This window comes from Streptomyces sp. NPDC001480 (assembly GCF_042894725.1).
Taxonomy (GTDB): domain Bacteria; phylum Actinomycetota; class Actinomycetes; order Streptomycetales; family Streptomycetaceae; genus Streptomyces.
Genome location: NZ_JBIAVX010000023.1, coordinates 49,754 through 65,956, shown reverse-complemented (window position 1 = coordinate 65,956; position 16,203 = coordinate 49,754). Strand labels below are relative to the sequence as shown.

2 protein-coding genes and 1 pseudogene are annotated in these 16,203 nt (G+C 71.3%); all 3 read left to right on the top strand.

The annotated features are described in order from the left end of the window. Positions 1–247: 247 nt before the first annotated feature. The gene (locus ACFY01_RS39915; protein WP_390740684.1) at positions 248–7,003 is read left to right on the top strand and encodes a LamG-like jellyroll fold domain-containing protein; all 6,756 of its coding nucleotides are present in this window, start codon (positions 248–250) and stop codon (positions 7,001–7,003) included. Positions 7,004–7,008: 5 nt separating this feature from the next. After that, positions 7,009–14,913: a SpvB/TcaC N-terminal domain-containing protein gene (locus tag ACFY01_RS39910; RefSeq protein ID WP_390740683.1), complete on the top strand. Its 7,905-nt coding sequence runs from the start codon at positions 7,009–7,011 to the stop codon at positions 14,911–14,913. A gap of 357 nt (positions 14,914–15,270) precedes the next feature. After that, positions 15,271–15,965, top strand: a pseudogene (locus tag ACFY01_RS39905) (IS5 family transposase); the annotation flags it as partial. Between the last annotated feature and the right edge of the window lie 238 nt (positions 15,966–16,203).

The window sequence follows — 16,203 nt, the reverse complement described above, 5'->3', positions numbered from 1 at the left end:
GTTCGATCAGTCGGTACGAGGCGTTACCGGGACCGGACTGCGGGGAGACTCCGATTGGGGCCACACTGCAGCTCGTCACCGCCCAACGGGCCGCGAATTTGGTGTGCACCGTCGTATCTGCGACACAGGGCGCCGTCCATGGGGCCCGCCGGCTCTCAGACGCCGTGCTTGACCACGACCACCGTTTGTCTGTCGCCCCTGCGGCAGCTCCGCCCGCCCTCCTTCAGCCCTGCCAGGGAGGTGACGCGTGAGCCCGGAATTACGGCCGCAAGCCCTGGCCGGGGGTGCCAGGCCGCTGACCGGCGGCGGGAAGGGCCGGGACCCGTTCCCGGTCCTCACCATCACGATGGGCGCGATCGGCGCCGTTCACGGCACACAACCCGGCGTCCCGGTGACGGTTGGGGGCACTTGGCGAAGCGTCGACTTCGAGGGGCCGTTCACGGTCGAGGTTACGGTTGGCGGGCTGGCCTTCCCGGCCACGGTCGGCGATCTCCGTTGGTCCGTGACGGTCCGCTTCTACCGGGGCGGCTCCGTCCCTGTCATCGCGAGCATCAAGGACGTCCCGTCGGGGGTGGTCAGGAGCACGATCACCCAGAACGTCGCGGTGACGCTCGACTCGCCGACCGTCGACGTCGCTGTCACCCAGCCCGCAGCGGGTGTGGTCAGGGTGGGCGAAGGCGGCACGGACATCGCGCTGCAGGCCACCACCACCCCGGGCTTCGGCCAGCGCCGGGTGACCTGGACGGTCGGCGGACCGGGCGGCTGGTCGGCGTCGGGTGGAACGACGCCGTCCCCCGATGGCCGGGTGTTCTCCTCGAGCGTGCGGCTGCCGGCCACCCCGCTGGGGCGCTTCACGCTCACGCTGTCGGCGACCGCGATCGGCCCCTCCGGTCTCGAGGTCGACCCCGCACTGGCACAGGCTTCAAGCCTCTCCCTCGATACCGTCGATGCTGCCCCGCCACGCCTCGACGTGCGACTCCCTGCCCCCGACCAGTCATACGTGATCACCGCAGTACCCGGTGGCGCACCTGCCTACGACGTGCCCGTGGCCCTGTCCGCCAGCGACAGCCAGAGTCACGTCCAGAAGGTGGCCTGCTCGGTCGACGGCGGCGCCCCGACCACCCTGCTCACCGCCGATGGTCCCTTCTCGGGCATCGTGCGGGTCAGCGGCTACGGGGGGCATGTGCTCACCTTCACCGCGGTCGACGCGGCTCCGCGGGCCGCCGGGGACACCTCGGGCACCACGGTGGTGGCCGTCCCGATCACGCTGCGCTCGGACTACAGGCCGGCCACCCTGGAGGAACGCCTCGACGACCGGGCCTACCTCAGCGCACTGCTGGACCTCGCCCGCACCCAAGTGCTGCTGCGGAGCGACGCGCCTGCTCCGCCGCGCGTCACGGTCACCGATCTGGAGCGGGTGACCTACCTGGGACTGGGTGATCTCACCCAGCCGCTGTCCGGCGTCGCCGCGGCAGGCAGCCTGCCGGTGAGCCGACTTCAGTTGGCCGTGGAGACCCTGCGCCGCTACCTCGCGCTCACCCCCCATCTGGTCGCGGGCCGCTGGGACTTCGCCGCGCCGGTGGGCGCTGGCACCGTTCTCGATCTCTCCGGTCACGGCCTGGACCTGACCCTCGCCGCCGGCGCTGTCCTCGGGGCGGGGCCGGGCGGGCGCCGCGCCCTTGTCCTGGGCGCGGACTCCGGTGCCGTCGCCCCCGCCAACGCCGGCCCATCCATCGGTGATGACGGTACCGACTTCACGGTGGCATTCTGGATCAACGTCGCAGCCGACGGCAGCGGCGCTTGGCGGGCCGTCATGCACCGGGGCGCGGTGGACGCCGAGCGCACTTTCGCGATCTGGCTGCGCCCGGGCGACAACGGGCTGCACGTGCGGGTCAGCACGACGGCGAACGGGAACGAGGGCATCGACGGCACCTCGCCGCTCACGGTCGGGGCGTGGACGCACGTCGTCGTCACCAAGGCCGGGAACCGACTCGACGTCTACCTCGACGGGCAGTTGGACAGCACGGCCGCATTGAGCGCGCCGAGCGTGGGCAACGCCGGTCCGCTGCGGATCGGCAAAGACCCGTTCTTCGATGGATTTGCCGGCTCGATCGCTGCCCTGGAGGTGCTCACCGAAGCGGTGCCGGACTCGCTCGTCCCGGCGCTCGCCGAGGTCACCTGGCCGGCCGCCGACACCGTGGCCGAAGGGCTGGCTGCCTACGGCGACGCCGTCTACGAGAGCCTCCTGCGGGCCTTTGGCCTGTCCTCGGCGGAGCTGCGCCTCGCCCGCGGCGCCGAGCCCGGCCGCCGCGACGAGGTCGCCGCCCGGCTGGGAGTCCGCCTCGCGGTCGCGCCCACCGCACTCGACGACCTGGCCCTGGCTGCGGGCGCGCGGACCGAGAACGACCTGGAGCGGCTCTTCGGCCTGCCGTCGACCGAGCCCACTCTCCCACCAGCCCGTCTGCTTCCTCCGTCGCAGCTCTCCAGCTGGCGGGAGGCCACCATGACGCAGCGCTGGAGCGAGGAGGACACAGCGCTGGACCCGGCGGCGGCCGGCTTCCAGACACTGGTCGACCCGGACGTCATCACCCCCGACGACCTGACCCCGGCCGGGCGCACCGGCCTGGCCGGCAGCCTGCTTGCCGACCGGACCGCAGAGATCGGGGTCATCGCCGCGGACCTGCACGCCGTGCGCACCGCGCAGCCGACGCAGCCGGCCGCCCTGGCCGCCCTGCTCGGCCGCGCCCTGCCCGGCGTCGACCTCGACGACCTGGCTACTCGCCGGGACCAGGGCATGGACATCGGCCCGGCGCTGGCGGCAGCCAATCTCAGCGAGCCCGCGTTCACGATGCTGCGCACGGTCGCGGGGCTGGCCGCCCTCGGCACGGTGCAAGCCGACGAGTGGTTCGACGTCGAGGCGCTGCTCACCCGCGTGACCACACTCGGCCTCCGGGACCGCTGGCGCACCGAGGAGACAGGCGTGAGCCTTACCCCGGCGTTCTTCACCGACGACGGGCCCGCGCCCACCCCGATCCCCTGGCACACCGACCTCGCGGCACGCGGCGCCTGGCTGCGTCGGCTCCGGTCCCGCGCTGCCGAACTCAAGGCATGTCGGGAGGAGTTGGGCGTGGCGATCTCCTCCGCCCAGGCGGCGGCGCTGCCGCTGCTGCGCGACAGCCTTCTGGTGAGCATCGAGGGCCGGACGGCGACCGCCGAGGTGGCCCGATGGCTCGACGTTCGGCTGGGCACCGATGTCCTGGTCGGCCCTGGCAGCCCCGCCACGACAAGACTGCGCGCCGCCGGTGAGGTCGTGACCGGGCTGCTCGAGGCGCTCCGAGGCGCGCGTCTGCCTGCCTGGCACCCCGCGCGCTCCTGGCAGATCGAAGACGAAAACCGGTTCGACGCCAGCTGGAGATGGCACTCCGACCCGGACGGCTGGCTTTCGGCGATGCTGACGTGGCTGTATCCGGAGAACCTCCTGAGCCCGGACCTGGCACCTCTGGCCACCACGGCGTTCACGGCCCTGGTCAACGACCTGCGCGCCCAGCAGATCGGCGTGGACGAGGCGCGCTCGCGTGCCAACCTCTTCCTGGCGCCGCTGCGAGGGTCCGTCGAGGCCGGTCTGCGCGCGCCGCGAACGCGCTGGCCTCTCGACGAGGACGGCGGCGCCAAGGCTCGTGATACGTCCGGCGGCGGCCAAGACCTCGATGTCATGGGCGCGGTCTCCGTGCCGGGCCTGTTCGGGTCGGCGCTCGCCTTCGACGGCGGCGACGCGGTCGTGAACGTACCGGATCCCGTGTTCGGAGTCCTCGCGCCGGTCGTCAACGACTTCACGTTGTCGTTCTGGGCATGGCCCACCGCCCCTCACAAGATTGACTCCCAGGCCACGAGCGGCGCCAGCGGCACCGCCGGGCAGCGCTACGCCCTCGGCCCCACCCAGGCCGGCAGCCGTTTCGCGGACCCCACTGCGGCCGGCGCCGGGGTATCGGTGGGCACCAACGGGGTGTCCGTCTACGAGCACGGCGACGGTCATCTGCCCGCTGTCCTCGTGTACGCCGCCCCCATGACGGGCTGGACCCACGTGACGGTCGTGTACGAGGGCCGCCGGCCACGCCTGTACGTCGATGGGGTACTCGTCGCCTCTGCCGAGAACCCGAGCTCCAAGGCCACGGTCTACGCGGTGCCCGACCAGCTGGGCAACACCCGCTCCGGCGACCTCGGCGGCGGGCAACGGATCTCCTACGGTGCCTATCAGGGATTGCTGTGCGACGTCCGGATCTTCCCGTTCGTACTGAGCACTACCGAGATCGGGCAGGTCTCCTTCTGGCTCACGGAGCAACGCTCGAGCTCCGACATCGAGAGGGTGCAGATGCTAGCCGCAGCGCTGTTCGCGCCCGTGAGCGCGCCACGCACCGACCCAGCGGCGACGGCGTTGCGCGAGGTCTTTTGGTCAGCCCCCATGCTGATGGCGCAGGCGCTCGCCCGGTCGGGGCAGTACGCCGCCGCGCTGGACTGGTACCAGACCGTGTGGTCGCTGAACCTCCCAGCGGGGAGCCGCGCGGTGTACCCGGTGCTTGCCGCCGAGACCAACCGGGCGGTCGACCTGTCTCCCATTGGCGACTGGGCCTCGCGGCTCAACCCGCACACCGTCGCTGGTAGCCGGCCCAACCCCTACACACGCTTCACTCTCGCCGCGATCGCCCAGTGCCTGATGGACTACGGCGACAGTGAGTTCGCCCGCGGCCTGGACACCACAGTGGCAACCGCGCGGGCACTGTACGAGACCGCAGGCGCCGTGCTGGACAGCCGCGATCTGGACTTCCTCGGCACGCCACCGGGCGCCGCCGAAGTGGCCTTCCTGAACCCGGCGCTGGCTGCACAGCGCACCACCGTCGCCACCCGGCTGGCCAAGCTCCGGCAGGGCTGCGACCTTGCAGGTGTCCCGCGAGTGTCCACCGCACCGGACAGCGCGACCACCCTGGCTGCGGGCCCAGGGGCCGTGGCGTCGACGGCGGTCGCCCTGCGCCCCACCCCCTATCGGTACCGGGTGCTGCAGGACCGGGCGCGACAGCTGGTGAGCCTGGCCCAACAGGTCGAGCAGGAGTACCTCTTCGCACTGGAGAAGTACGACGCGGCAGAGTTCCGCCGCTTCGACGCCCGGAAGGGAGTCGAGGTCGCCGAGCAGAACGCGAAACTGCAGGGCCTGCGGGTGACCGAGGCCGACGACGGCGTCCGGGCGGCCGAGGACCAGAAGGCCCGTGCAGATTTCCTGGGCGAGACCTACACGGCCCGGATCTCGGCCGGCCTCAACGGCCACGAGCGGGAAGTCCTGCAGAACTACACTGAGATCCGCGACCTGAAGAACGTCGTCACGGGGATCGATGCCGCCATCGGGGTGGCCCAGGCCGCATCGACAACCGGTAGCCTCCTCGACGTCGTCTTCAGCGGCGGAGCCAAGATCGGGATCGCGGCCGGGATCTCCGTCGCGCAGATCGCCAAGGGCGTTGCGACCGGTTTCCTGAACGGCGCAGAGGCCCGGTTGTCGGCGAACTCCTTCATGGCCAGCCACGAGCGCCAGGTCGACGAGTGGAAGCTGCAGAAGGGGTTGGCGGAGAAGGACTCCCGCGCGGCCGAGCACGCCTGGCAGTCCGCCAAGGATCACCAGAGTGTCGTCGCCCAGGAGAAGACCGTCGCCGAACTCCAGCTGACCCAGGCCAACGCGACAGTGACGTTCCTGGACCGGCAGTTCACCAACGCCGAGCTCTACGCCTGGATGGCAGGCATCCTCGGCGGGGTCTACCGGTACTTCCTGCAACTGGCCACCACCACCGCCGCTCTCGCCCAGCAGCAGCTGGCCTTCGAGCGGCAAGACGTCGTCCCGTCGATCGTGCAGGGCGACTACTGGCAGGGTCTGCCGGCCCCCAGCGCCGCGGCGTCGGCGTCGGCCACGACGACCCCCGACCGGCATGGGCTGACCGGCGCCGAACGGTTGTTGCAGGACGTCGCCAGGCTCGACCAGTACGCCTTCGAGACGGACAAGCGGCGGCTGAATCTGGCACAGTCATTCTCGCTGGCCGACCGGATGCCGCGCGACTTCGCCGACTTCCGGCAAACCGGTCGGCTGTCCTTCGCCACCCCCATGTCATGGTTCGACGAATCCTTCCCCGGGCACCTGCTGCGGCTCGTGCGGCGGATCCGCGTCTCCGTCGTCGGGCTCATCCCGCCGACGACCGGCGTCCGCGCGACCCTGACCAGCAGCGGTATCTCCCGTGTTGTCCTGCCTTCGGCCGGCTTCCCGACCACAACGCTGGTACGGCTGCCGGAGAGCGTGGCCCTGACCTCCCCGGTGTCAGCCACGGGAGTCTTCGACCTCGACGCCCAGCAGGAACTGCTGCTGCCGTTCGAGGGTTCAGGCGTCGACACGCACTGGACGCTCGACCTGCCGCGCCCGGCGAACCCGTTCGATTTCCGGTCACTCGCCGACGTCGTCATCACCGTCGAGTACACGGCGACCGAGGACTACGACTACCGCGAGCAGGTGCTCCGCCGGTTCGCCGACGCCGGGCGCACTGGCGGCGACCGCGTGTTCAGCCTGAGCGGCGAGTTCCCCAACGAGTTCTACGAGTTGTCGAACCCGGCCGACCCGACCGCGGACCGCGAGGTGACTCTCTCAGTGGACGCGTCGGCCTTCCCGTCCGCGATCGACGACCTCCGAGTCGAACAGGTAGTCGTCTGCCTGCTACCCGACGGCGACCGCCCCATCCCGACGGTGACGCTCGGCCTCCGGCACGAAACGCGGGGCGGCCACGCGCAGACCATCGACGGCATCGTGAGTACCCGGCGGGGGAACGGCAGTGCGTGGACGGCGATAACCGGCTCCCCGGTCGGTGACTGGACGCTGACGCTCGACTGTGCCGCTGGCACGCTCCTGGACACAGGGGCCGTGACCGACGTGCTGTTCTCGATCGGCTGGTCCGGTGCCGGCCCGGCCTGGCCACGGTGACCGGCATGGCCGAGATCAGCGTCCCCAAGGGGGGCGGCGCCCTCACCGGCATCGGTGAGACCTTCACCCCCGACCTGCACACCGGGACGGGCAATCTCACCGTGCCGATCCCGCTGCCACCGGTGCGAGGGGCGCCCGCGCTCGCCCTGAGCTACTCCTCCGGCGTCGGCAACGGGCCCTACGGCCTCGGCTGGTCACTGCCCGTGCCGAGAATCAGCCGCCGCACCGAACGCGGCGTACCCGACTACGACGACCGCACCGACGTCTTCGTTCTCTCGGGCGCCGAGGAACTGGTCCCCGTGCCCACGGGCGACGCGATTGCGGCCGACCTCCCGGCAAAAGCGGTCGCCACCCGCTACCGGCCCCGCACCGAGTCCGGCTTCGCCCGGGTCGTACACGTCGTCGGCCCGTTTGACGACTACTGGGACGTCTGGACCCGCAGCGGGCTTCGCAACCGGTACGGGACGGCCCGTCCCGCCGGGGCGGCCGCGGACTGGACGGACCCGGCCGCTGTCCGAGACCCGCGCGGGGGAGTGTTCAGCTGGCTGCTCACGACCAGCATCGACCCGCTCGGCAACACCATCTGCTATCGCTACCGCGGCGACGGCGGCGCCCAGCGCTACCTCGACACCATCCGTTATGCCGACTTCGGGGATCCGAACGCGCCGTCCTACGCGGTCACCGTGACCGTCCACTACAACGACGAGACGAAACCACGCCCGGACCCGTTCAGCGACCGCCGACCCGGCTTCGATCTGCGCACCACGCTGCGTGCCCGGCGGATCAGCGTCTCGACCGTCGGTGACGGCGGCACTCCGCCGACCGTGGTCGACCTGCGCTACGCCGACGAGACACCGGCACCCGGACGCGCCGTCGGCGTCTCTCTGCTGACCGCCATCCAGATCACCGGCCAGGACGCCACCACCGGCGGGACGCAGCTCCTGCCCCCGCTGACTCTCGGCTACCGCCCGTGGAACCCGACCGCACGCCGGTTCCGTCGCCTGCCCGCCACGCTGCCACCCACGGCGTTGGGCCCTGGGCTCGAACTCGCCGACCTGTTCGGCGACGGCCTGCCCTCGGTCCTGCAACTCGACGGCACCGCCCGGTACTGGCGCAACCGGGGTGACGGCCGGTTCGATGCCGGGCGGCCGCTGCGGTTCGCGCCCGCGGGCGCCGAACTCGGCGCACCCGGCGTCCACCTCAGCGACATCGACGCAGACGGACGACCGGAGCTGACCATGACCGTGGGCAGCCGGACGGTTGTGTGGCCGCTCGCCACCCCGCCACCGGGTTCCGACCAGGCGGGTTTCGAGCCCACCGCGCGGACCAGCACCGCCATGCCGGACACCGGCACCCACGGCCCGCAGGTGCGACTGGTCGACATGGACGGCGACCACATCCCCGACCTGCTGCTGGCCGGGGAACGCCCACTCATGGCGCGCGGGGACGGTCGCGGCGGGTTCGCCCGCTTCCGGCGGATCGAGGGAGCACCACCGCTGGCCGACCTGACCGACCCGCACGTCCACCTGGCCGACGTCACCGGTGACGGGCTCACCGACGTCGTCGAGGTGTACGACGGGGCGGTCCGGTACTGGCCGAGCCTGGGGCGTGGCAGGTTCGGGCCGCCGGTCCGTATGACGGACGCGCCTCGGTTCACCGATGCCTCGGGCAGCGGGGTCACAGCCTTCGATCCTCGGCGGATCCTGCTCGGTGACGTCACCGGCGACGGCGCCGCTGACGTCGTGTGCGTCGGTGACGGAACGCTGACCATCTGGGTCAACCAGTCCGGCAACGGCTTCGCACCCCCCGTCGTCGTCCGGGGTACGCCCCGGGTCGACTCCCGCACCTCGGTTCGGATCGCCGACCTCGACGGCATTGGCGTCGGCGGCGTGCTCTGGACCGGTCTCGGTGGGGCAGGAGAGTGGGCCTTCCTCGACCTCACCGGCGGCGCCAAACCGCACCTGCTCACCGACGTCGACAACCACTGCGGAGCCGTGACGACCCTCACCTGGTCCACGTCCACCGCCTACGCCACCGCCGCCCGGCTCGACGGCCGGCCATGGCGCACCGCACTCCCTTTCCCCGTACACGTGGTCGCAGGCGTCCGGACCGAGGACCGGTTCGCGCAGACGGTCCTCACCAGCGGGTTCCACTACTCGGACGGGTACTGGGACCCGGCCGACCGCGAGTTCCGCGGCTTCGGCCGGGTCGTGCAGACCGACACTCTGACCGCCGCAACGCCGCCCCCGCCGACACCCGCCACACTGACGCTGCTCGACCCGCTGACGCCGCCGGTCCCGGTCCCGGCCGGCTTCGACGCCGCCGCGCAGGGCAACCTGCTGCGCAACTGGAGCTTCGACACCGGCAGCGCGACGCCCACGACACTCACCACCTCGGCTGCACAGCCGCAGGGCAGCGAGGAGGCAGCAGCGCCGGGATGGACGGCGCGGAACACGGCCCCGGCAACCACGGTCACGGACCTGGTCGCCAGCGACTTGCCCCAGGGCAAGGACGGACAGATGTTGCACATCACCACCAGCGGCGAAGACTGTGGCGTGGAGCAGGACGTCGGCGGGGCGGACGGCGCGCCCGCGCAAGTGATCGCCACCGTATGGGTGAAGGCCGTCCGGGGCCGGGTGCGCGTGCGGATCGGCACCGGTGACGGACACGACGCCACCGACGCGACACTCGACCCGACGGGCCAATGGACCCTCGTGTCCGTCGGCAGCGCGAGTGGTTCCGCCGGCCGGATGTCGGTGACCGCGGCGGACCCGGGAGGCGCGGAGATCTTCCTGGACCACGCCTGGGCGCGGATCTCGGACGTACCCGCCGAGCCGGTCGACGGCCCACCGGTGCAGTCGGTGACATGGTTCGCGCTCGGCCCCGTCGGCCCGAGCGCCGGCGCGTGGACCGCAGTGGACCCCAGCGACGACTACTGGCCTGGTGACCCGATCCTGCGCCCCCACCTCGATCTCTCCGCGCTGCCGGACGGACTGCCGCGATCCACGCTGCGCGAGGCCCTGCGGGCGGTGCGCGGCCGTGTCCTGCGCCGTGAGGTGTACGCCGACGACGGTGACCCGGCACGCGGCACGCGGCCCATCGAGGTGCACGACTCGGCCTTCGCCGTCGTCCCGGTGCTCGACGGGCGAAGCTCAACAGACCCGGCCTGGACAGCCCACCCCGTCGTGGCGGTCCGCGCCGTCCTCGCGCGGGAAGCGACGTGGGACCGCGGCGACGAGCCGATGGTCCGGTTGTCCGCATCGGGCGGATTCGACGACTACGGCCGTGCCCACGTCTCAGCCGAGTTCGGCGTGGCCCGGGGGCGTAATCCCCGTAATGCGGGCGAACCCTGCCTCGGCACGGTGACGACGACCGACTTCGCCACCCGGGACGACGAAGACTTGTTCCTTCTGGACCGAGTGGCCCGCACGGCCCGATACGAAGTGACCGATCCGGGGACTGGCCCGGTGCTCGACCTGATCGCGGCCGTGCTCGGAGCGACCCCATCCCAAGACCCCCGTTCGCTGCAGCTCACCTACTACGACGGCCCGGCGTTCACCGGGCTGGCCCTGGGCGAGCTGGGCAACTACGGCCTGCCGACCCGTGTGGAGCAACTGGTGCTCACCCCCGACCTGCTGGCGCGGATCGGCGCACCCGCAGTGCAGGGCGGGACGCCGGCACCCACCCCGCCCTATCTCGCGCCCGACGGCACCACGCCGGCGAGCGGCGCCTGGCCGGCCTCTTACCCCGACGAGTTCCGCGACACCGTGCTGACAGCACCCATCGAACGCGGAACGCACGTCGGGTACGTGTGGCACGACGCGGCCGGGCCACACGTCGCGGGCTACTACGCGCAAACCAGCCGGACGAGCTACGACGTCCACACCCCGGTGGCCGGGAAGACACCCCGCGGCATGCTCCTGGTGACACGAGACGCCTTCGGGAGCAACACCACGACGAGCTGGGACGACTACGACCTGCTGCCGGTGGCGACGTCCGACGCCGCCGGGCTGACCACAAGCGCCACTTACGACTACCGGGTTCTGAAGGCCAACTTGGTCACGGATCCCAACGGCAACCGGACCGCCGTCGGCCACACACCGCTCGGCCTGCTCGCCTGGATCGCCGAACTCGGCCGCGCCGGACGCTCCGAAGGCGACACAGTCGACCAGCCCGGCCAGCGATTCAGCTATGACCTCGCCGCGTACGACCGGTCCGTGGCGGACGGAGGAGACCTGCAGCCGATGAGCGTGACCGGCGTCCGCCGGGTCCACCACCGGTGGACGCTCGTCGACCGGGAGAACGCCCGCCGGACCTCGGCCGGAGAACAGCCGCTCACGCCGGACCAGATCACCGCGATGTTCGCAACGACGGAGGAGGAGGACCACCCGGAACGATTCCTCCGCGTCGTCGAGTTCACCGACGGGCTGGCCAGGCTGCTGCAAACGCGCACGCAGGCCGACGACCTGGCGGTCGGTGACGTGGGGCTGCCGGAGGACGTTTCCCCCGCGGCGCGCGCTGTCCTGGCCGACACCGCCGGGGACGGGCCCGCCGTCGTCGTGAGCGGGTGGAAGGTCTACGACAACAAGAGCCGGCCCGTGGTCACGTTCGAGCCCTTCCGCGACGTCGGCTGGGCCTACGCGCCGCCGACGGCGGATCGGCTGGCAGGCCTCGCGGCGGTCCGCCAGCACCACGACCCGTGCGGCCGGCCGACGGTCACCGTCGCGCCGGACGGCAGCCAGACCCGGGTAGTGCACGGCAGGCCGGCGAACCCCGCCGACCCGGTCAGCGTCACGCCGACCCCGTGGGAGAGCTGGACCTATGGGGCCGAGGACAACGCCGGACGGACGCACCCCACCGAGTCCCTGGACCGCTGGCAGCAGTGGAACACCCCCGGCAGCGCGGTCCTCGACGCGTTCGGCCGGACGGTTCGTACCGTACGGCGCGGCCCGGCCGAGGACGTCGTCACCACCATGGACTACGACATCGACGGACAGGTGGTCGCTGTCACCGACCCGCTGGGACGCCGAATCGCCGCGACGGTCTTCGACCTCGCCGGCCGGGCATGGACGAGCTGGCTGCTCGACGCCGGTACCCGGCGGACCGTGCACGACGCCCTCGGCGGCATCGTCGAGTCGCGTGACGACAAGGGTGCCGTGGTGCTCAACGTGTACGACCGCGCGCACCGCGTCGTCCGGGCGTGGGCCGCCGACCGGGCGGACCAGGCGCCGACGCTACGACAGATCATCGGTTACGGCGACGACCCGGCAGCCTCGAGCCTGACCGCGGACCAGGCCCTTGCCGCGAACGCACGCGGGCGGGTGGTCGTCCAGTACGACGAGGCCGGCCGGATGCGGACCGACGGGTACGACCTCAACGGCAACCCCACCAGCACCGTCCGCCGGGTGCTGAGCCCCGCACTGCTGCTGTCGAAGTTGCCCGCATCCGGAGCCTGGGCGGGCACCGCGTACGCCGTCGACTGGCAGCCAGGTCCCGGCGAAACCCTGTCCGACCGCGCGGACGCGCTGCTCGATGACACCGACTACGCCCTCGACCTGTCCTTCGACGCGCTCGGTCGGCGAACCGGGACCACGGCACCCGTGGATGCCACCGGCGCGCGGGCACACATCGAGTTCAGCTACGGTCGCGGCGGCGGAGTGACGGCCGTCTCGGTCGACGGCATACCTCACCTGAGGCAGGTCGTTTACGACGCACAGGGTCGGCGTATCCTCGCGCTGCTGGGCAACGGCGTGCTCGTGCGCTACGGCTACAGCGCGCGAACCCTGCGACTACGCCGCCTTCGCGCTGAGCACGCCGCGAGCGGGCCGACCGGAGCCACGACGTGGACCTGCGACGGACCGGTCCTGCAGGACCACACGTTCCGCCACGACCTCACCGGCCGACTGCTGACACTCGCCGACCGCACCCCAGGCTGCGGTGTCGCGCCGACTCCGGACCGGCTGGACCGCCAGTTCGCCTACGACGCTCTGGGCCGACTGACGCTCGCCACCGGACGCGAGACCGACATAGCCCCCGAGAAGCCGTGGACGGACACCCCCCGGAGCACCGACCTCACGCGTGCGCGACGATACACCGAGACCTACGAGTACGACGTCATCGGCACCCTGCTGTCACTGGCGCACGCGACCGACACCGCTGGCACCGGCGCCTACACCCGCACCTACACCGTGCCGCCGAACAGCAACCGGCTGACCTCCCTCGGATCGGGGAACCTCACCGTCCCATACACGTACGACGCCTGCGGCAACCTGCTGACCGAGGCGACCAACCGGTTCTTCGAGTGGGACGCGGCCGACCGGCTGGCGACCTTCAGGGACCAAGCGGGCGCCGGCCGGCCCAGCGTCTACGCACAGTACCGCTACGACGCCGCAGGCCAGCGGGTGCTGAAGGTGGTGCGGCGCAGCGCCGGTGCGGACCTCGTCACCCTCTCCGTCGGCGGCTTCGAGCGGATCCTGCGAGGCACCGTGGGCGCGAACCAGACCGTGCACGACGAGGTGCACCTCATGGACGAGAGCAACCGTCTGGCCGTCATCCGGCGGGGCACGCCGCTCCCGGACGACCCGTTGCCGCAGCCCGTCCTCTATCAGCTGGGCGACCGGCTCACGAGCGTCACCGCGACACTGGCCCCCGACGGCGGCGTCCTGAACCGTGAGGAGTACCTGCCGTACGGGGAGACGTCCTTCGGCAGCTACGCCCGCAAGCGCTTCCGGTTCCAGGCCAAGGCACGCGACGAGGAGAGCGGCCTGGCCCACCACGGCGCCCGCTCCTACGCCCCATGGCTGGGACGCTGGTCGTCGCCGGACCCGCTCGGGATCCAGGACGGCCCGAACCTCTACGAGTTCGTCCGCGGTGACCCGGTGAACGGGACGGACCCCGGCGGGTTCCAGACCGTCTTCGGGGACGAGGGCCGGTACCAGGCGCTGGACACCCAGCCCGGCCATACTCGCGAGCACTTCATCCCGGGCAGCTGGCTGCAGTACGGCTTCGAGGAGACCTACGGCAAACAGATGTCCGACACGCTGGCGAGCCGGACGTACGCGAACGCCTGGGCCGTCATGCTGCCCAACTCGCTGGCCGAACCAAAGACGTCACGGGACCTGAGTTATGGAGCAGGCCTGCGCTCCGCGCTCGCCCAGGGCCGGCCAGTCGATCTCCGGAACGCCTACCTACTGTCGGTGCAGCACGTCCAGGCCGGCGGTAAACTCAGTCCGGCGGACCTCTCGAAAGCGCCGCAGATTGCCGCCAAGGAGCTGGTGTCCTGGGTCAAGGCGGAGGGGGTAGCGCGCGACGCCAAAGCGGGCACTCCAATCCAGCGGGTCCTGGCCAAGCGGCTGACCCCGGCAACGCCCACCAACCCCGCGCCACCACCCACGCAGAAAGTTCCCGTCACCACCTTCCCCAAGAAGGACACCTCGCCCGGCCCGTCACTTGGCGGCAACGCTCCGTCCGGGAGCGTCCAGACAGGGTTCCGCTACCAGGGGTTCCGGTTCAATCCGGCGGCCGAGGTGGGCGAGCTCGGACGAGCGGTGCCGTTCGTTGTCGAGGCCGAGGCGACGCTGCTCTCGGGGTCGTACCTGGCTCTGGGCAGCAAGCTCACCGCACCGTTGGCCGGGCCACTGGGGGCCGCCGCGAGGGCGCTGCCCGTCGCGGCCGGAGTCGGTGTCGTCGGCGCGGTGGCCGGCCACGCGGCCCGGTACGGGGCGGAAAAGGCTGGCGCGAGCGCGTCGACAGCGCAGTCCATCGGCCTTGGCAGCGCCGTGCTGGCCGGGGCCGCCCTAGGCTCCATGATTATCCCGATCCCGGGCGTTGGCACGATCGCCGGAGCGATCGCCGGCGGACTTGTCGGCGGCGCGGCGTCGGCCGCGCTCTATCTGTGGACCTCCAACTGACGGGTTGGTGCGGTGATAGCGGGTGAGGCATGCCTGGCCCGTTCGCGGCACGTTTTCAGTCGTCCGCCAACATTTGTGGTCGGCGGGGCGTGTTCGATGGTGATGCGGTCGGACGAGGCTCCGTGGCGGTCACGTTCCCACTGTTCCAATCTCCGGGCAGCGCTCCAGGCCGCAGTTTTCTGGGCGGGGTGATCGCCTGCCCCAGGTGGTCGCGACTCAGTCCGAGGTGCCGTCGTTCAGGAGGACTTCCAAGCCGGGGAAGTACTGGAGGCAGACGGCGATCCACTCGTTGCGGGCGGCGGTGGCGGCGGTGGCGTCATGTATGCGGCCAGCTCACAGGGCATCGGCCCACAACAGGTCGTCAACGGGATGGTCTACAAGATCCGAACCGGGATCTCCTGGCGCGACCTGCCGGAACGCTATGGCTCATGGCAGACGGTCTACACCCGCTTCCGCCGCTACGCCCTGGACGGTGTGTTCACCCGAGCTCTTCAGCAGATCCAAGCCCGTGCGGACGCGGCCGGCGATGTCGACTGGCTCGTGCAGATCGACTCCACCATCGTCCGCGCCCACCAGCACGCCGCCGTGACAGGGCGAAAAAGGGGATCCACCGGCCGGACGAACCGGACGATCACGCCCTCGGCCGATCCCGAGGCGGACTGACCACCAAGATCCACCTCGCCTGCGACGGCAAGGGACGCCCGCTCGCGATCCTGCTGACCCCGGGCCAACGCCACGACAGCATCTGCGCACGCCCCGTCCTGGAACGCATCCGCCTCCCACGCACCGGCCAGGGCCGGCCCCGCTGCAGACCCGACCAGGTCGTCGCCGATAAGGCCTACAGCTCCCGCTCTTTCCGCGCCTACCTGCGACGACGCGGCATCGCGTGCACCATCCCGGAGAAGACCGACCAGCAGCGACACCGCCACAACCGCGGCCGCCACGGAGGCCGACCGCCGGCATTCGATCGGCAGATCTACCGCAGACGCAACGTCGTCGAACGCTGCTTCAACCAGATCAAGGGTTTCCGTGGCATCGCCACTCGATACGACTGTGAGGATGGCGGTGCCGTCTCGGCGGTGGCCTGACCCGCGATACGACTGACTGACTTGTCCTGAGTCTTGATCTGTCGGCCACTGTCCGGGACGGCACTTGCTGCCGCCAGGCCGGCGGGTGTGTCCCGATAGGGGCCTTCGCGACAGGCACCGTCACAGTCCTGACCACCCTGCCAGCCCGGCGACGGCCACCAAGTTCCGGTTCGATGGCAGGAGACCGATGACCAGTGCCAGC

Bases quoted from the DNA above. Each gene is read 5' to 3' on its own strand.
- ACFY01_RS39910 (WP_390740683.1), top strand. From the start codon at position 7,009: ATGGCCGAGATCAGCGTCCCCAAGGGGGGCGGCGCCCTCACCGGCATC.